This window comes from Micromonospora sp. LZ37, assembly GCF_059359015.1.
Map to the genome: position 1 here is coordinate 90,323 of NZ_JCADBL010000015.1, position 18,400 is coordinate 108,722.

The 18,400-nt window shown below is 74.8% G+C and carries 14 protein-coding genes; all 14 read left to right on the forward strand.

Annotated features, from left to right (window positions below):
• Positions 1-28: 28 nt before the first annotated feature.
• The 14 genes from AC5L3Z_RS26175 to AC5L3Z_RS26240 all read left to right on the forward strand — a co-directional run bounded on the left by AC5L3Z_RS26175 (position 29) and on the right by AC5L3Z_RS26240 (position 18,316).
• Positions 29-1,528, forward strand: coding sequence for a replication-associated recombination protein A (locus AC5L3Z_RS26175; RefSeq protein ID WP_494845763.1), 1,500 nt, complete (start codon positions 29-31; stop codon positions 1,526-1,528).
• Between the two features lie 294 nt (positions 1,529-1,822).
• On the forward strand, positions 1,823-2,086 hold the full coding sequence (locus AC5L3Z_RS26180) for a hypothetical protein (protein ID WP_494845765.1): 264 nt from the start codon (positions 1,823-1,825) through the stop codon (positions 2,084-2,086).
• 1,976 nt (positions 2,087-4,062) lie between these two features.
• Positions 4,063-4,782 (forward strand): hypothetical protein, encoded by a 720-nt coding sequence (locus AC5L3Z_RS26185; protein WP_494845867.1) that lies wholly within the window; start codon positions 4,063-4,065, stop codon positions 4,780-4,782.
• 152 nt (positions 4,783-4,934) lie between these two features.
• Positions 4,935-5,396, forward strand: a complete 462-nt coding sequence (locus tag AC5L3Z_RS26190) for a DUF948 domain-containing protein (RefSeq protein ID WP_494845766.1) — start codon at positions 4,935-4,937, stop codon at positions 5,394-5,396.
• A 32-nt stretch (positions 5,397-5,428) separates the two neighbouring features.
• Entirely contained in the window at positions 5,429-5,734 is a 306-nt protein-coding gene (locus AC5L3Z_RS26195) for a hypothetical protein (protein ID WP_494845767.1), read from the forward strand.
• Positions 5,731-8,409: an alanine--tRNA ligase gene (gene alaS, locus AC5L3Z_RS26200; protein WP_494845768.1), complete on the forward strand. Its 2,679-nt coding sequence runs from the start codon at positions 5,731-5,733 to the stop codon at positions 8,407-8,409. The genes AC5L3Z_RS26195 and alaS overlap by 4 nt, the downstream gene beginning before the upstream one ends.
• Positions 8,410-8,478: 69 nt before the next feature.
• Positions 8,479-8,943, forward strand: coding sequence for a Holliday junction resolvase RuvX (gene ruvX / locus AC5L3Z_RS26205; protein WP_494845770.1), 465 nt, complete (start codon positions 8,479-8,481; stop codon positions 8,941-8,943).
• On the forward strand, positions 8,940-10,142 hold the full coding sequence (mltG, locus tag AC5L3Z_RS26210) for an endolytic transglycosylase MltG (RefSeq protein WP_494845771.1): 1,203 nt from the start codon (positions 8,940-8,942) through the stop codon (positions 10,140-10,142). The genes ruvX and mltG overlap by 4 nt, the downstream gene beginning before the upstream one ends.
• The gene (locus AC5L3Z_RS26215) at positions 10,139-10,960 is read left to right on the forward strand and encodes a shikimate dehydrogenase (protein WP_494845772.1); all 822 of its coding nucleotides are present in this window, start codon (positions 10,139-10,141) and stop codon (positions 10,958-10,960) included. The genes mltG and AC5L3Z_RS26215 overlap by 4 nt, the downstream gene beginning before the upstream one ends.
• 200 nt (positions 10,961-11,160) lie before the next feature.
• Positions 11,161-12,681 carry a family 16 glycosylhydrolase gene (locus tag AC5L3Z_RS26220; RefSeq protein ID WP_494845773.1) on the forward strand — a complete coding sequence of 507 codons (1,521 nt, stop codon included), beginning with the start codon at positions 11,161-11,163 and terminating at the stop codon, positions 12,679-12,681.
• Between the two features lie 106 nt (positions 12,682-12,787).
• Positions 12,788-14,020, forward strand: coding sequence for a hypothetical protein (locus AC5L3Z_RS26225; RefSeq protein WP_494845775.1), 1,233 nt, complete (start codon positions 12,788-12,790; stop codon positions 14,018-14,020).
• Between the two features lie 327 nt (positions 14,021-14,347).
• Positions 14,348-15,181 (forward strand): phosphatase PAP2 family protein, encoded by an 834-nt coding sequence (locus AC5L3Z_RS26230; protein WP_494845776.1) that lies wholly within the window; start codon positions 14,348-14,350, stop codon positions 15,179-15,181.
• Between the two features lie 64 nt (positions 15,182-15,245).
• Positions 15,246-16,187, forward strand: coding sequence for a glycosyltransferase (locus AC5L3Z_RS26235; protein ID WP_494845778.1), 942 nt, complete (start codon positions 15,246-15,248; stop codon positions 16,185-16,187).
• A 209-nt stretch (positions 16,188-16,396) separates the two neighbouring features.
• Positions 16,397-18,316, forward strand: coding sequence for a delta-60 repeat domain-containing protein (locus AC5L3Z_RS26240; RefSeq protein WP_494845779.1), 1,920 nt, complete (start codon positions 16,397-16,399; stop codon positions 18,314-18,316).
• Positions 18,317-18,400: the final 84 nt, after the last annotated feature.

An 18,400-nucleotide genomic window follows, 5' to 3' on the forward strand; every position in this document is an offset into this window, starting at 1 on the left:
CGCGGACCGGGCCGGTACTGTCTTCGTGATGGATTCCGACGCCCTCTTCTCCCTCGGCGAACCCGCCGCGGCGCCCAGCGCCACCGCGGGCCCCGGTGGCGTGGACGGCTTCACGGCGGTCGGCGACGATTCGCCCCTGCCCGTCCGAATGCGCCCGGCGAGCATCGACGAGCTGGTCGGCCAGGACCACCTGCTCGCGCCCGGTGCGCCGCTGCGTCAGCTGGTCGGGGGCGGAGCCGCGCTGTCGGTCATCCTCTGGGGGCCGCCGGGCAGCGGCAAGACCACCATCGCGCACCTGGTGGCCCGGGCCACCGACCGCCGGTTCGTCGCCATGTCGGCCCTCAACGCCGGGGTCAAGGACGTCCGAGCGGTGATCGACACCGCTCGCCGGCAGCGCCGTGCGGGCGGGCCGCAGACGGTGCTCTTCATCGACGAGGTGCACCGGTTCAGCAAGACCCAGCAGGACTCGCTGCTCGCCGCCGTGGAGGACCGCACGGTCACCCTGCTCGCCGCGACCACCGAGAACCCGTACTTCTCGGTCATCTCGCCGCTGTTGTCGCGGTGCGTGCTGCTCACCCTCCAGCCGTTGGACGACGCGGCCGTGCGCGGCCTGCTCCGTCGCGCGGTCACCGACCAGCGCGGCCTGGGTGGCGCGCTCACCCTGGAGACCGACGCCGAGGACCATCTCGTACGCCTCGCCGGCGGCGACGTCCGCAAGGCGCTGACCGCGTTGGAGGCCGCGGCGGCCTCCGCCGTGGCGGTCGGCACCGGTCGGATCGACCTGGCCACGGCCGAGCAGGCGGTGGACGTGGCGGCGGTCCGCTACGACCGGGACGGCGACGCCCACTACGACGTCACCAGCGCCTTCATCAAGAGCATGCGGGGCTCGGACGTGGACGCCGCACTGCACTGGCTGGCCCGGATGCTGGTCGCCGGTGAGGACGCCCGGTTCATCGCCCGCCGACTGGTGATCTTCGCCAGCGAGGACGTCGGCATGGCCGACCCGACGGCGCTGAGCGTGGCCACCGCCGCCGCGCACGCCGTCGAGTACGTCGGCCTGCCCGAGGCCCAGCTCAACCTCGCCCAGGCCGTGATCCACCTGGCCACCGCACCCAAGTCGAACTCGGCCACCAGCGCGATCGGCGCGGCGATCGCCGACGTCCGGGCCGGCCGGGGCGGGTCGGTGCCGCGCGGGCTGCGGGACGCCCACTACGCCGGCGCCCGCGGCCTGGGGCACGGCACCGGCTACCGCTACCCGCACGACGACCAGCGCGGAGTGGTCACTCAGCAGTACGCTCCCGACGACCTCGTCGGGACCGACTACTACCGGCCCAGCGGGCACGGTGCCGAGCGGTCGGTGGCCGCCCGGCTGCCCCTGCTGCGCCGGATCGTCCGGGGGCTGTCCGCCCCGGCGCCCCGCCCGGACGGGCCGGCGCCGGCGGTGAACGGCCGTCACCCGTCGGGCACGGGGCACACCGGTGGGGCGGATGAGGGCGGCATCGATGCCGCCGAGGAGGGTCAGCAGTGACATCGCGTGGTGGGGAGCGACCGCAGGACGGTCCCGACGAGGGGCGCGACCCTCGCGCCAAGGGGCGGCGCTGGGGCCGGGGCCGGAGCGAGGAGACGCCGCAGGAGCCGGTCGGTGAGGAGTTCGGCTGGATCGACGACCTGCGCAGCGCCAAGCAGCAGCGCGGCGAGCTCGGCCCGGACGGCGAACCGGCCCGCCCGGCGCCCGGCCCGGCCACCCCGCCCGGCGGGTTCCGGCCCGGCGCGGCGGCGGGCCCGCCCGCCGCCGCGCCGCCGCCCGGTGTCGCGCGTCCCGGTGCCACACCTCGTCCCGATGGTCCGCCGTCGGGCGTGGCGCGTCCGGGTGCTCCTCGTCCCGATGGTCCGCCGTCGGGCGTGGCGCGTCCGGGTGCTCCTCGTCCCGATGGTCCGCCGTCCGGTGTGGCGCGTCCGGGTGCTCCTCGTCCCGATGGTCCGCCGTCGGGTGTGGCGCGTCCGGGTGCTCCTCGTCCCGATGGTCCGCCGTCCGGTGTGGCGCGTCCCGGTGGCCCTCGTCCCGATGGTCCGCCGTCGCCCGTAGCTCCTGGTGGTCCTCGTCCGGACGGTCCGCCGTCGGGCGTGGCGCGTCCGGGTGCTCCCCGTCCCGATGGTCCGCCGTCGGGTGTCGCGCGTCCCGGTGGGGGTGGCGCGCGTCCCGACGCCGCCGCTCGTCCCGCCCCCGGCGGACCGGGGCCGGAGGCCGGCCGTGCGACCCGGCCGACGCCCGGCCCCGAGGGGCCTCCGCACGGCCGGTCGGCCGGCCCGCAGGCCGCCCCGCCGGTGCGCGGCGGCTGGCCGGCCGCTCCCGAACAACGCCCCCGTCCCGGTGAGGGCGCCTGGCCCGGTCCGGCGGTGGCCGGGCGACCCGCTACTCCCGGCACCGATCGTCCGGAGGGGGACCGGCCCCGTCCCGACGGCCCGGCCGCCCCGGTCTCCGGACCGGGCGGCACCCCGTCCGGGCGGGCCCGGGCCCGGGCCTCGGCCCGCCCCGCCGGGCCCGGCCAGCCGCCGACGTCCGGTTGGCCGACCACCGACGGTGACCCGCCGCCGGTGGCGGGCCCGCCCGACGGCCCGTCCGGTCGCCGTGCCCCGGAGCGTCCCGGCGGTCGCCGCCGGGCCGCCGAGCCCGACGAGCCCGCGGTGCCGAGGACGGGCAACGCACCCCCCGTGCCGCGCACCGGCCCGAACCCGTCCGACCCCGACGCCGGTGCCGGCGTCCCCGGGCGGGACGGGAGCGGACGGCGTCGGGCCCGGCCCGAACCCGAGGGCGAGGAGCGCGCCGGGCGCCGGGCGGCACCGCCGGAGCCGGCGGGAAAGCCGCGCGGCGACCGTCCGGAGCGGCCCGCCGACTGGCTCCGCCAGGCGGGACGCGCCCACCACACCGATCCCGCGCTGCCGACCATCGACCGCCGCCCCGCCGGCGGCCCCCCGGCCGACGTGCCGCCCGCCGCGGAGGCCCCGGGCCGGGGCGGCCCGGCCGGTCGGGCCCGCGCCGGCGCCCCCGCGGTCCCACCGGGTGAGCCGCGTCCCGGGTCGACCGGTCGGGCGCCGGCCCGGCCCGGCGCCGTGCCGCCCGCCGAGCCGGGCCCCGGCCGGCCCGACGGTCCGGCTCCGTCCCGGGGCGCGACCGGCGACGTCCCCCGCGTCGCCCGCCCCGGCCGCGCCGCTGCCCGTGCCGACGGTCCCGGTTCCCGGCCGGACCTGCCCGCCGCCCGGACCGCCGGCGCCGACAGTGGCACGAACGCGCCCGCCGCCCGGCCCGCCGGTCCCGGCCCCGACGACTCCCGCGGCCGGGCCGTCGTGCCTGGCCGCCCCGCAGCGGACGGCCCCCGGCCCGACGGCCCCGGCTCCCGTTCCGCCGGCTCCGCCCCACGTCCCGACGGCACGCCCCCGGCGCCGGGCCGGCGGGTCGACGGCGGGGAGCGGGCGGCCGGGCCCCGCCCCGGCGGCCCCGAGCCGGTGGTCGGTCAGCGCTCCGGCGGCCCGCGGGTCGACGGTCCCGCCACCGGACCCGGCGTCCGCCCCGGCGCGGGCCGGGGTCCGCGTCCGGACGGTGCGGCCGTGCCCCCCGGCGCCGGGCCGGCCCCGGGCCCCCGTGCCGGCGCCGCGGACGCCCCGCCCGCCCCCCGTCCCGGCGCCCCGGTCCCCGGCGCCCGGGGCGCGGCGCGCCCGAACGGTCCCGCGACCGGCGCCGCGCGCCCGCCCGCCCCGACCGACGCCCCGCGACGTCCCCGGCCCGACGGTGGCCCCCAGCCCGGTGCCCCGGCCGGGCCGCCCGCCGCGGCCGTCGCCCGGGCCGCCGCGCCGGCGGTCCGCCCCGGCGCCGGCCCCGACGGGCCGCCGGGCCGCGCCGCCGCGCCGCCCCGGCAGCCCGGTGGCCCGGCCACCGGAGTCGGACCGGCGCCGACGCCCGGCCGGGCCGGCGAGGCGCCGGCCGTGGCCCGGGCGGCGGCGGTCGTGCCGGCCGCCGGGCCCCGGCCGGGACCGGAGCCGGCGGAGCCGGTCAGCGGTCCACCGCTGCGCCGGGCCGCCGAGGAGGGCGCGGCCGAGGAGGCCGCCGGCCCGGGTGGGCTGCGCGGCGCGCGTTCGGAGCTGCGCCAGCGGGTCCGGGAGCGTCGCCGGCTGCGGCTCGGCATCCTGGTGCTGGTCAGCGTGGTGCTGCTCGGCGCGATCCCGCTCTTCTTCGGTATCCGTACGCTCAGCCGCGACCCGGTCTTCGACGCCCTCGACCAGCTGGACGTGCCCGGCTGGGCGACCGCGGAGACGGTGGACAACGTCAGCGGCAGCCGCTGGTGTCTGCAGGACTGCCGGCTGCGGGAACGCACCGCGGAGTCGGAGCGGGCGCCGGAGGAGACCGCCCGGGTCTACGAGCGGGCGCTGACCGCCGACGGATGGCAGCCGTGGAAGGTGACCCGCTGCCCGGAACGACCGGCCAAGGGCAGCTACACCTGCTGGCGCCGCGACGAGCTCACCCTCGACCTGTGGGTGCGGGCGCCGACCTGCGTACCGCCGCCGGTCGACGGGGAGCCGGCGGTCCCGCCGTCCCCGGCCGCTCCGTCCGCCCCGGCCGCTGCGGGAGAGTGCGCCGGATCGTTGGTGTCGGTGAAGGTGCGCAACGCGATCGACGACGAGCGGACCCGACCACAGCCGAGCACCGACCCGTCACTGACCGGTGAGGATCCGTACCCGACGTTCAGCGGTGACCCGCTCGGCGAGTTGACACGCTCACCGTCCTGAGCCGGTTTCCATCACGGACGGTAGGGTCTGGGGCTGGCGGGCCCGCCCGCGCCCGCTGACCGCCGGCGGGTCGGCGGGTGCCGGAGTGGGCGGGACGGTCGCGCGTTCCGGGGCATCGGGCCCCGGAGCGCCTGCTTGAGGAGGACATGCGCGTGGATGGTGGACAGATCGCTGCGCTGATCGCGGCCGGCGCGTTCCTGATGCTGGTGCTCGTGCTGGCGGTGCCGATCCTGCGGCTGCGGCACACCGTGGACGCCACGACCCGGATGATCAACGACCTGAACGAGCAGACCACCCCGCTGCTGGGCGACGTCAACGTCACCGTCAAGAACGTCAACACGGCGCTGGAGCAGGTGCAGACCTCGCTGGACGGGGTGAACCTCCAGCTCGCCAAGGTCGACACCATGACCAGCCACGCGCAGAACGTCACCGCGAACGTGGCGAACCTGGCGACCGTCGTCTCCGCCGCGGCGGCCAACCCGTTGGTCAAGGTGGCCGCCTTCGGCTACGGCGTCCGCCGGGCCGCCTCGGCCCGCCGGCACGCCGAGACCGAGCGCGAGGTGCGCGACACCATCAAGCAGCAGCGTCGCGCCGCCAAGCGCGGCAACCGCTGAGCCGGCCGGCGACGAGCGGGAGGAACTGAGACATGAGGCGACTGTTCTGGCTGGGCATCGGCCTGGCCGTGGGCGTGGTGGTGGTCCGCAAGGCCACCCGCACCGCGCAGGCGTACACGCCGGCCGGGATCGCGAGCGGGCTGTCCGAATCCGCTGGCAGCCTGGTCGAGTCGCTGCGCAACTTCGTTGAGGACGTACGGGTCGGGATGGCCGAGCGCGAGCAGGAGATCCACGAGGCGTTCGCCCGGGGCGAAGCGTTCGACGACCAGTTCGCCGAGCTGCGGGAGGACCCGCGCATCGGTGACCGAGAGATCTTTCCGGAGGAACACCAGCGATGAAGACGGCGGAGATCAAGCGGCGGTACCTCGCCCACTTCGAGGCGAACGGCCACGCCGTGGTGCCGTCCGCTCCGCTGCCCGCCATCAGCGACCCGAACCTGCTGTTCGTCAACGCCGGCATGGTGCAGTTCGTCCCCTACTTCCTCGGGCAGCAGACCCCGCCGTACCGGCGGGCGGTCAGCGTCCAGAAGTGCATCCGCACCCCGGACATCGACGAGGTCGGCAAGACCAGCCGGCACGGCACGTTCTTCCAGATGAACGGCAACTTCTCCTTCGGTGACTACTTCAAGGACGGGGCGATCCCGCTCGCCTGGGACCTGGTCACCAAGCCGGTCGCCGAGGGCGGCTACGGGCTGGACCCGGAGCGGATCTGGCCGACGGTCTACCTCGACGACGACGAGGCGTTCCAGATCTGGCGCTCGGTCGGCGTCCCCGCCGAGCGGATCGTGCGGCGCGGCAAGGCCGACAACTTCTGGTCGATGGGCATCCCCGGCCCGTGCGGCCCCTGCTCGGAGCTCTTCTACGACCGTGGCCCGGAGTACGGCCGCGAGGGCGGTCCGGCGGTCGACGAGGACCGCTACATGGAGTTCTGGAACCTCGTCTTCATGCAGTTCGAGCGGGGCCCGGGCACCGGCAAGGAGAACTTCCCGATCCTGGGCGACCTGCCGGCGAAGAACATCGACACCGGCATGGGCCTGGAGCGGATGGCCTCCATCCTCCAGGGCGTCGACAACCTGTACGAGATCGACGAGGTCCGGCCGATCCTGGACCGGGCCGCCGAGCTGACCGGCAAGCGGTACGGCGCGCACTCCGGGCACGTGGCCAGCGAGTCGCACCCGGACGACGTACGGCTGCGGGTGGTCGCCGACCACGTCCGCACCGCGCTGATGCTGATCGGCGACGGGGTCACCCCGTCGAACGAGGGCCGTGGCTACGTGCTGCGCCGGATCATGCGCCGCGCCATCCGGGCGGTGCGGCTGCTGGGCTGGCAGGAGCGGGCGCTGCCCGAGCTGCTGCCGGTGGCCCGCGACTGCATGGCCCCCTCGTACCCGGAGCTGGCCGAGGAGTTCGACCGGATCTCGCAGTACGCGTACGCCGAGGAGGACGCCTTCCTCTCCACGCTGCGGGCCGGCACCACGATCCTGGACACCGCGATCGCCGAGACCAAGTCGGCCGGTCGGCCGGCGCTCTCCGGTGACAAGGCGTTCCAGCTGCACGACACCTACGGCTTCCCGATCGACCTGACCCTGGAGATCGCGGCCGAGCAGGGCCTGAAGGTCGACGCCGAGGGCTTCCGCCGGCTGATGGCCGACCAGCGCAACCGGGCCAAGGCCGACGCGCAGGCGCGCAAGACCGGGCACACCGACGTGTCGGCGTACCGGTCGGTGCTGGACGCGGGCGGGGCCGTCGAGTTCACCGGCTACACCGAGCTGAACCGGGAGTCCCGGGTGCGCGCGGTGCTCGCCGGCGGCGCCGAGGTCGGCGCGGCGGTCGAGGGCGACACGATCGAGCTGGTGCTGGACACCACCCCGTTCTACGCCGAGGGCGGCGGCCAGCAGCCCGACCAGGGTCTGATCACCGTGGGCGGCGGCCAGGTCGAGGTCTTCGACGTGCAGCAGCCGGTGCCCGGGCTGATCGTGCACCGGGCCCGGGTGCTCCGCGGCGAGGTCCGCGCCGGCGAGACCGGGTACGCCGAGATCGACGTGACCCGGCGCCGGGCCATCTCCCGCTCGCACACGGCGACGCACCTGGTGCACCAGACGATGCGCAACTTCCTCGGTGAGTCGGCGACCCAGGCGGGTTCGCTGAACGCGCCGGGCCGGTTGCGGTTCGACTTCAACACCCCCACCGGGGTGGCGGCGAGCGTGCTGCACGACGTGGAGCAGCAGGTCAACGAGGTGCTCCTGGCCGACCTCGAGGTGCACGCCTTCATCACCACGCAGGAGGAGGCGCGTCGGATCGGCGCGATGGCGCTCTTCGGCGAGAAGTACGGCGAGCGGGTCCGGGTCGTCGAGGTCGGCGACTACGCCCGCGAGCTGTGCGGCGGCACCCACGTGGCCCGGTCGGCCCAGCTGGGCCTGGTGAAGATCCTCTCCGAGGCGTCGGTGGGTTCGGGGGTACGCCGGATCGAGGCGCTGGTCGGCATGGACGCCTTCGGCTTCCTGGCCCGCGAGCACCTGCTGGTCTCCCGCCTCGCCGAGCTGTTCCGGGTGCCCGGCGACCAGGTCGCCGACCGGGTCGAGCAGACCGTGACCCAGTTGCGGGACGCGGAGAAGGAGCTGGAGAAGCTCCGCGCGCAGCTGGTGCTGGGCGGCGCGGCGGCGCTGGCCGGGCAGGCGAAGGACGTCCGGGGCGTCGCGTACGTCGGCACGGAGGCGCCGGAGGGCGCGGCCGGCAACGACGTGCGTACCCTCGCGCAGGAGATCCGCGGCAAGATCGACCCGGCGCGGCCGGCGGTGGTCGCCGTGGCGGCCCGGTCTAACGGCAAGGCGTCCCTGGTGGTGGCCGTGAACGGGGCGGCCCGGGCTCGTGGCCTCGCGGCGAACGACCTGGTGAAGGCCGCCTTCTCCGGCCGGGGTGGGGGTAGCCCCGACGTGGCCCAGGGTGGTGGCCTGCCGGCGGCGGAGGCCCCGAACCTGCTCCGGACGGTCGAGAAGGCGATCGCCGAGGCGTGAGCACGCATCGTGGCAGCCAGGGCGGACCGACCCGGTCCGCCCTGGCCCGTCAGGCCGGGGGAGTGTCCGGTGGCGGGTGAGTCGAGCAGGGGCGTCCGCCTGGGGGTGGACGTCGGGCAGGTCCGGGTCGGGGTGGCCCGGTCGGACCCGCACGGCGTGCTCGCCACCCCGCTGGTCACCCTCGCCCGGGATCTGACGGCCGCGCCGGACGAGGTGCCGAGCGACATGGCCGAACTCGCTCAGCTCGTCGCCGAGCACGAGGCGGTGGAGGTTGTCGTCGGCCTTCCGGTCAATCTCGCCGGCAAGCACGGCCCGGCGGCCCAACACGTGACGGTGTACGCGAACCGTTTGGCCGATGTAATAGCGCCAGTTCCGATAGCGCTCACCGACGAGAGGATGTCGACTGTCGTCGCGTCTCGTAGGCTGGCGGAGCGAGGCGTCCGGGGAAAGCGCCAACGCGCGGTGGTCGACCAGGCCGCCGCGGTCGAGATCCTGCAGAGCTGGCTAGACGCGCAGCGGAGGCGGACACAATGATCGACGATCTGGACCTGGGGTTCGACGAGCCGGAGAGGGGTGAGAAGGGCCGGCACCGGCGCGGTTTCGTCAACCGCCGCAGCGGCGGCGGTTCGGGCGGCCGGGGCAAGACGGTCTTCGCCCTGCTGATGGCCCTGGTCCTGTTGGGCGGCATCGGTGGCGGGGCCTTCTACGGCTTCGACCGGGTCCAGAACTACTTCGTCACCCCCGACTACGACGGTGCCGGCACCGGCGAGGCGATGGTCGAGGTGAAGCAGGGCGCGCTGATCGCCGACATCGGCGACGCGCTGGTCGCCGCGGACGTGGTGAAGAGCACCAAGGCCTTCATCGAAGCGGCCGAGGAGAACGCGCTCAGCAAGAACATCCAGCCGGGGCTCTACAAGGTCCGCAAGCAGATGAGCGCGGAGAAGGCGCTCGCCATGCTGCTGGACCGGAAGAACAAGATCACCAACCAGGTGACCATCCCCGAGGGCCGCACCGCCAAGGGCATCTACGAGCTGCTCTCCAAGAAGACCAAGATCCCGGTCAAGGATTTCGAAACGGCGGCCAAGGACCCGAAGAAGCTCGGGGTGCCGGACTCCTGGTTCGTCCGCAAGGACGGCAAGAAGGTCACCAGGTCGATCGAGGGCTTCCTCTACCCGGACACCTACGAGATGCCGCCGAACGCGACCGCCGAGACCATCCTCAAGAAGATGGTCGCGACCTTCCTCGCGGTCACCACCGACATCAAGTTCGTCGAGTCGGTCGAGGCCAACCTGGGCGGTGTCTCGCCGTACGAGGCGCTGATCGTGGCGTCGCTCGCGCAGGCCGAGGCGGGTAACAAGGCCGACCTTGGCAAGGTCGCGCGGGTGGCGTACAACCGGGTGTACAAGACGTTCCCCTGCAACTGCCTGGAAATGGACGTGACGGTCAACTACTACTTGGAGTTGACCGGGCAGAAGACCAAGACCTCCTCGGAGATGACGACGGACGAGCTGCTCGACGTCAAGAGCCCGTACAGCCGGAAGCTCAAGGGTCTCGTCCCCACTCCGATCAACAACCCCGGGAAGCAGGCGCTGGAGGGGGCGATGGCTCCCCCGCCCGGCAAGTGGTTCTACTTCGTGGCGGTCGACAAGGAGGGGCGTTCCGAGTTCGCCGAGACCTACGCGGAGCAGTTGCGCAACGAGGCCAAGGCTCGCCAGGCCGGCGTCATTCAATGACGGACGGCCGCCGCGTGGCGGTGGTGGGCAAGCCGATCGCGCACTCCCTCTCCCCGGTGATCCACAATGCCGGCTACGCCGCCGCCGGGCTCACCGGGTGGTCGTACACCCGGATCGAGTGCGCGGCGGCGGAGCTGCCGGACCTGGTCGCCGGCCTCGGCCCGGAGTGGGCCGGGCTGTCGGTGACCATGCCCGGCAAGGAGGCGGCGCTCGCGGTGGCCGACGAGGCCGCGCCGGTCGCCGCCGCCGTCGGCGCCGCGAACACCCTGGTACGTCGCCCCGACGGCTCCTGGTACGCCGACAACACCGACGTCGCCGGCATGGTCGAGGTGCTCGCCGCGGCCGGGGTGAGCGCCGGCGCCACGGTGACCGTGCTCGGCGCCGGTGGCACCGCCCGCGCGGCCCTGGCCGCCGCCGCCCGGCTCGGCGCGACCTCGGTGGCCGTGGTGGCCCGGCGGGCGGTGGCGGTCGACGAGCTGCGCCCGGTGGCGACGGCGGTCGGGGTGGAGCTGACTCCGGTGGCCTGGGAGCACGCGGCCGCGTGCGCCGGGGCCGACGTCGTGGTCTCGACCGTGCCGAAGGGGGTTGCCGACCCGCTCGCCGGCACGGTCCACTGGCGACCGTCCACCGTGCTCTTCGACGCGCTCTACGACCCGTGGCCGACGCCGCTGGCCGCGTCGGCGTCCGCCGCCGGCTGCCGGGTGGCCTCCGGGCTCGACCTGCTGCTCGCCCAGGCGGTGGGCCAGTTCGAGCGGTTCACCGGGGCGCCCGCGCCGGTCGAGGCGATGCGGACGGCGCTCGCCGCGGCCCGGCGCTGAGGTGGGCGGCGCCGGCGCGGTCCGTCCATGGATGGGCGTAACCGGCGTCGCGCCAGGTCGTTTGCCGGCCCCACGGCCCCGTACCGGACCTCTCTTATCCTTTGGTTAAGTCGGGTCGTGGGTCTGGTTTCCTGCCGACCACGAGTGTCGCCGGTCGATACGCTGCTGCCGGTAATCGCCGCCTAGACAGGGAGTGTTCCTTGAGCAGGCACGGAATTCACCGCGCCGCACCGGGTGCAGGAAAGCGACGCAAGGCCGTCGTCCTCAGTGTCCTGAGTGCCGGCGTGGTCGCCGGCGTGGTCGCCACGATGATGCCGCTGACGGCGGCCGAGGTGCCACCGATCGTGCTGAGCGCGGCGGCGGACACCACCGCCACGCAGGTCCCGCAGGACGGCGACAACGGCGCCAAGACGACGCTGGCCAGCTGCCCGCGACTCTGCGACGGCAACCGCAACGGCCAGCGCGACGCGCTGCTGGAGTTCGCCGTGCGCGGCCTGCCCGCCGACGCCGTGAACGTCCGGGCCACCCTGCGGGTGTACGCCTGGCAGCAGTTCGCCTCCCGGGTGCGGGCGCACCCGGCGCAGGGCAGCGCCGCCGGGGCGGGGGGCTGGGCCGAGCGGCCTCCGATCGGCGCGCCGCTGGCCACCGCCGAGGAGGTCCGGCAGGGCTTCAACGAGTGGGACGTGTCCCGCGCGGTGACCGGCAACGGCTCGGTCTCCTTCGCGCTGACCCAGGAGAACTGGAACACCCGCATCTACTGGGCGTCGCGGGAGAACAGCCGGGCGGCCATCCGGCCGCAGCTGCTGCTCACCTACGAGCGGAGCGGAAAGCCGCCGGCGCGGCCCTCGACCCCGCCGCCGCCCCCGCCGACCACCACCGCGCCCGCGCCGGTGCCGTCGCCGACCCGTACCGCGTCGCCGACCCCGACCCGGACCGTCACCACGGCCCCGCCGACCACCACCCCGCCCGCCCCCTCGCCGACGTCGACCGTGCCCCCCGGCACGCAGGTCCCCGGCTGGCGGCTGGTCTGGGCGGACGAGTTCGACGGACCGTCGGTCGACCTGTCCCGGTGGAACCTGCGCGACAACGAGGGCCGCAGCATCGACCGCGGCTGCAACGTCGACGACGCGGAGAACACCTTCGTCTCCGGCGGCGTGCTCACCCTGCGCGCCCTGCGAGAGACCGCGGTGTGCAGCTCGCAGACCCGGCAGTACACGCAGAGCTACCTGGACACCATCGGAAAGAAGTCGTTCCAGTACGGCCGCTTCGAGATGCGGGCCCAGTCGCCCAACGGGCCGACCGACTCCCGCGGGCTGTGGCCGGCGTTCTGGCTGCGCCCGGACGACGGCGGCAAGGGTGAGATCGACGTGGTGGAGCTGCCCGGCGGCAGCCAGTACCACCACGCGGCCACCCAGGCGATCTTCTACGACTACTCCCCGGTCAAGCAGGACCAGCGCTGGGACCTGCCGACCGGTTACCCGGGGGACGGCTTCCACACGTACACCACGGAGTGGGAGCCGGGCGTGATCCGCTGGTACATCGACGGGCGGCAGGTCTGGCAGCGCGACCGGAGCACCACGCCCTGGTTCGACGAGGCGTTCAGCAAGCCCTACAACCTGCGGCTGAACTTCCAGGTCGGTGGCTGGTTGGGTGACCCGGACGCGGCCACCCGTTTCCCGGCCGACTTCCGGGTCGACTACGTCCGCGTCTGGCAGCGCTGAGGCGTCCCGCGACGACGAAATGCCCGGCGGGCCTCGGCCCGCCGGGCGTTTCCTTGCCCGCTGCCCCTATCGTGTCCGCCAGCGCGGGCGGGCGGATGGGGGCGGTATGACGGTGGCGGATCCACGGGAACGCCAGGACGGGCTGGGCTGGGTGAGCCGGGCCATCTTTGGCGACCCCCGGCTGTGGCTGCACGTCGGCGCCGGGCCCGCCGCGGTGCCGCCGGGTCACCGCCCCGCCGCCCGGTACGCCGTGGTGCCCTCGGTGGAGCGGGCGAAGTTCCTGCTGCCGTTGGCGTCGCGCCGGGTGGGGGCCGCGTCGACGCTGGCGTACAACGCGCTGCGCCCGCCCCGGGTGCGGGTCAACCGGCTCGCCGTCGGCCTGCTGGCCGGTTTCGGCGCCACCGGCCGGGCCCGGATGCCGGTGCTGACCGTCGCCGTGCCGGACGGCGTCGAGCCGGAGGAGCTGCTCCTCGCCGAGCACCTGGGCCGGGTCGAGGGCCGCCGGTTGCACGCCGCGATCGGCATCCGCCCGCCGGACCCGCACCACAAGCCGACGTTGCAGCTCTTCGACGACGGGGGCGTCGCCCGGGCGTACGCGAAGATCGGATGGAACGACGCGACCCGGGCGATGGTCGTGGCGGAGGCTGACGCGCTGCGGGAGCTGCCCCGCGACGGCGGCGATTTCCCCGACGTGCCGCGGCTGCTGCGCCGGCTGCGCTGGGGTGACCTGGCGGTGACGCTGGTGGAGCCGATGCCGGCCCGGGTGCGCCGACTGCCCCGGCCGGACCGGCCGCGGGTGGCGGCGATGCTGGCGGTGGCCCGCCGCGGCGGCCCGGCCCGGCCGCCGCGCCCGCTGGCCGGTTCGCCCTTCCTGGCCGACCTGACCGCCCGGGCCGAGCGGGCCGGCGGCCCGGTGGTCGCGGCGGTGGCGGCGTTGGCCGCCCGGGACGGCGCCACGGCGCTGGAGTTCGGCCACTGGCACGGCGACTGGGTGCCGTGGAACCTGGGCACCCACCGCGGGCGGCTGGTCGCCTGGGACTGGGAGAACAGCGGCACCGACCGTCCGGTCGGCTTCGACCTCGCCCACCAGGGCTTCCAGAGCGCGCTGTCGCTGCGCGGGCGGCCGGTGCCGGAGGCGACCGGTGAGCTGGTCGCGGCGCTGGACCGGCACGGCGAGGCGTTCGGCCTGGACGGGGCCCGGCGGCGGCTCGTCGCCGACGCCTACCTCGTCGAGCTGTGGCTGCGCACCGCGGAGCTGGCCGCCGGGGGCGGCGGCTGGAGCGCGAAGCTGCATCCCGCCCTGTTGCACGTGCTCGCCGACCGGCTGCCGCCGGCCTGATCCCGCCCCCGCCGACCGCCGCGGCGGTGGGGGTGACGTGTCGGGGTGCCGACTGGGAAAAGCGGGGAAAAGCGGCAGGCCAGACACGGCCGCTACCGCCGTGGCCTGCCCTTCCACTAAGGTGTCCCCACTCGATCACCATCTGCCGGCGACGGCGGGAGCGAGCCGGTCCGGGACGGCGTGGCGGCACCTCCGGGCCCAACTTGTGGGCAGGTCCGGCCGGTGGCCGGCGGGTCAGGGGAGAACGATGACATCGTCAGGCAGCACCGCGCGGCCGGCCGCCGGGTGTGACGGGGCCATCCGGCGACGTGACCTCGGTTGCCGGCGGTGACCCTCATCTACGCGCTCGGCGCGTTCTCGGTGCTGCTGCCGGCCGTCCTGGTGCCCGTGGCGGCGACCCGCTGGGTGCCCCGGCTCCGGACCGGCCGGGCGGCCGAGCGGCTCCGCGTGGCCGTCGCCGGTCTCACCGCCGCTCTCGGCCGGGTGGGCGCCGCGCTCGTGGTGCTGCTCGCCGGGTCGGCGGCCGTGGTCGCGATCTGCTGGCCGCTCGGCGAGGCGCTGTCCCGGCTCGAACCGTCCGTGGACCACCCGATCTTCGACTACGTCCACGCCCGACGCGTCGAGGCCTGGGCCGACCTCAACTCGTTCTACACCGCGATCGGTGACCGGTACCCGCTCAAGTGGGTCACCGTGGTCGCCGCCGGATTCTTCGCCGTCCTCTGGCGGCGTCGCCAGTGGTGGATCCCGCTGGCCGCGATGCCCCTGCAGTTCGTCGTCGAGCAGTACACCCAGGCGATCCTCGCGACCATGGTGGACCGTGGCCACCCGCCCACCGACCTCGGCACCTACCCCTCCGGCGGCTGCGCCCGGGTGCTGCTGACCTTCGGCACCATCGCGGTGCTCGCCGCGCTGACCTGGCGGATCCCGCGGCCCGGCCGGATCGCGATGGCGACGGTGGTCGTGGTCATGGTGTCGCTGGAGGGCTACACCCGCATCTACGCGGAGAAGCACTGGTTCACCGACGTGATCGGTGGATGGATCTTCGGCCCGCTCCTCTTCGGGGTGCTGGCGCTGACCGTGCTGGTCGCGGCCGGCCGGGTCCGGCCGCCGATCGGGTCGGCCGCCGCGCCGGCCGACGACCGGGTGCTGACCCGCACCTGAGCCCCTCCCGGACGCCGAGCCCGCCGCGGCGGCCGGCCGCCCACGAACGGAAGTAGGCAACGACGTGACGACCCTTCTCGTCGCCTCCACCGGTGGACACCTCGCGGAGCTGCACGATCTGGTCCCGCGGCTGGGCGTGCAGGACGACTGCGTCTGGGTCACCTTCGACTCGCCGCAGAGCCGGTCCCTGCTGGACGGGCAGGAGGTCATCCACGTTCCGCCGGCCACCACGCGGGACGCGGTCGGCGCGCTGCGCGACCTGGTCGCCGCCCGGCGGGTGCTGCGCGGCGGGCGGTTCCGGCAGGTCGTCAGCACCGGGGCGAGCGTGGCCATGTCGTTCTTCCTGCCGGCGGCGCGGCACGGGCTGAGCTGCCACTACATCGAGAGCGCCACCCGCACCGAGGGGCCCTCGCTGACCGGCCGGCTGGTCGCCCGGCTGCCCCGGACCCGGCTCTACACCCAGTACCCGGGCTGGGCCCGCGGCCGGTGGCGCTACGGCGGCTCCATCTTCGACGGATACCGCGCCAACCGGCTGCCGGCGCCCCCGCCGGTGACCCGGATCGTCGTGGCCCTCGGCACCCACGAGCGGTTCGGCTTTCCCCGCCTGCTCTCCCGCCTGGTGGAGGTCCTGCCGCCGACGGCGGAGATCCTCTGGCAGGTCGGCTCGACCGAGATCCCCCGGATGCCGTCCGGCGCCCGGCGGCAGGTGCCGTACGCCGAGATGCAGCAGGCGATGCGGGAGGCCGACGTCGTCGTGACGCACGCCGGGGTCGGCTCCGCGCTGGCCGCGATGCGGGCCGGCCGGCGGGCCATCTACGTGCCACGCCGCAGCGGGCACGGCGAGCACGTCGACGACCACCAGGTCGAGATGGCCAGGGAACTGGACCGGCGGGGGCTGGTGCTGGCCCGCGAGGCCGACGCGGTCACCGCCGAGGACCTGACCGAGGCGGCATCGTGGACGGTCACCGGTAGCGGTACCGTCACCCCGTTCCAATGGGGGACCTGACCCCGCACCCGGCGGATCCGTCCACCGGACGATGCGCCATCCTCATCCTCCACGGGCCGTCCGGATGCGACCGTACGGCCGGACCGGACCGAGGCGCCGACCGAGCGGACCGGTCGGTCGATGGTGCGAAATGTCCGCACGCAGCAAGCTACGCCTGATTCCACTTCTTTTTGGGGGCGCCAGTGCTTCACAGAACGTCGTCTCGACCGGTGTGGAGGCGGTGGTCCGCCGCGCTCGCCGCGTCGGTGCTCGCCGTCGGCCTTCTCGCCGCGCCCGCCCGCGCGGTGAACCTTCAGCCGGTCACCAGCACCCTGACCTCGCCGAACCCGGCCGACACCACCCCGCACGCGCAGAACGGCGACACCAAGGCGTTCGCGGAGATCGGGAACACGGTCTACGTCGGCGGCACCTTCACCTCCGTCAAGGCCGCCGGCGCCGCGAGCTGGACCCCCCGCAACTACCTCTTCGCGTACGACAAGACCAGCGGTGCGTTGAAGACCGGCTTCACCCCCGTGGTCGACGGCGCGGTGCACGCCCTCGCGGTCAGCCCCGACGGCAAGCTGATCGTCGGCGGCGCCTTCGTCAACGTGAACGGGGTGAGCCGCAAGAACCTGGTGCAGCTCGACCCGACCACCGGCGCGACGGTGGCCGGCTGGGTCGGCCGCAGCGACGGCGGCCTGGTCCGGCGGACCGTCGTGGTGGGCGCCAAGCTCTACATCGCGGGCGCCTTCCACTGGGTCAACGGCACCCAGCACTCCCTGCTCGCCCGCCTCGACGCCACCACCGGCGCGATCGACCCGACCTTCCAGATCGACGCGAGCGTCGCCCGGGCCAGCAGCGAGCTGGTCTGGGGCCTGGCGGTCTCGCCGGACGGGAAGACGCTGGTCGCGGTCGGCAACTTCACCCAGGTGAACGGGCAGCCCCGCAACCAGGTCGTGGTCGTGGACCTCGCCGGCACGCCGGCGGTCGCCGACTGGAGCACCCAGCGCTACGTGGCGCCCTGCTACAACTGGTCCTTCCCGTTCTACGCCCGCGACGTCGACTTCTCCGACGACGGCAGCTACTTCGTCATCATCGCCGACGGGGGCCGGGGCGACGGGGCGTACTGCGACGCGATCGCCCGGTTCGAGACCGCGACCCGCGGCGCCGGCCTCGACGCCACCTGGGTCAACTACACCGGCAGCGACTCGGTGACCTCCGTCGAGGTGGCCGACAACGTGGTCTACGTCGGCGGGCACTTCCGCTGGCTGAGCAACACCAACGGCAACGACTCCGCCGGCGCGGGCGCGATCAACCGGTTCGGCCTGGGCGCGCTCGACCCGATCAACGGCATGCCGCTGAACTGGAACCCGACCCGCTCGGGCGCCCCGGCGGGCACCACCAGCTGGGGCCCGATCATGTGGGAGCTGTGGCGCGGCAGCAACGGCCTGCTCGCCGGCTTCGACTCCGACGGCCTCGGCAACGAGTACCACGGCCGGATGGGGCTGTTCCCGCTGGCCGGTGGCCGTACGGTCCCGGCGGTCAACGCTCCGTCGGCCGCCTCCGGCTACCTCTATCTCGGCACCGCCAACGGGCAGGCGACCAAGGTGCCGTTCAACGGCACCACGCTGGGCACCCCGGTGGCCAGCAGCCAGCCGAACCTCACCTCCGCCGGCGCGTCGTTCTCCATCGGCAACAAGCTCTACTGGTCCAAGACCGACGCGACCGCGCCGAGCGGCAGCTACCTCGACGTGTCGATCTTCTCGGGCGGCTCGGTGGGCGCGCCCTGGGTCAGCAGCGGCTACAACAACTGGTTCAACGCCGCGTCGATGAGCGGGGCGTTCTACCTCAACGGTCGGATGTACTACACCAAGGCCGGCACGAACGGGCTCTTCTACCGCTACCTGGAGCCGGACGGCTACCTCGTCGGCTGCACCGAGTTCACGCTCCCCAGCCAGGGTGTCGCCTGGGGCAGCGTGCGGGGTATGGCCTGGGTGAACGGCAAGATCGTGTTCGGGCACACGGACGGGGCGCTGCGCGCGGTCCCGTTCGACGAGGCCGCCGTCGACGGCGCCGCGGTGGTCCAGGTCGCGGCGGCCAGTGCCGGCGCCACCTGGTCGAGCCGGACGCTCTTCTTCGCCACCTCCTGATCCGCACCCTCGTCCGGGCGGTCCGCCGGTGTTCCCGTGACACCGGCGGACCGCCCGTACGCAGGGGGCCGGTCGGCTGTCGAC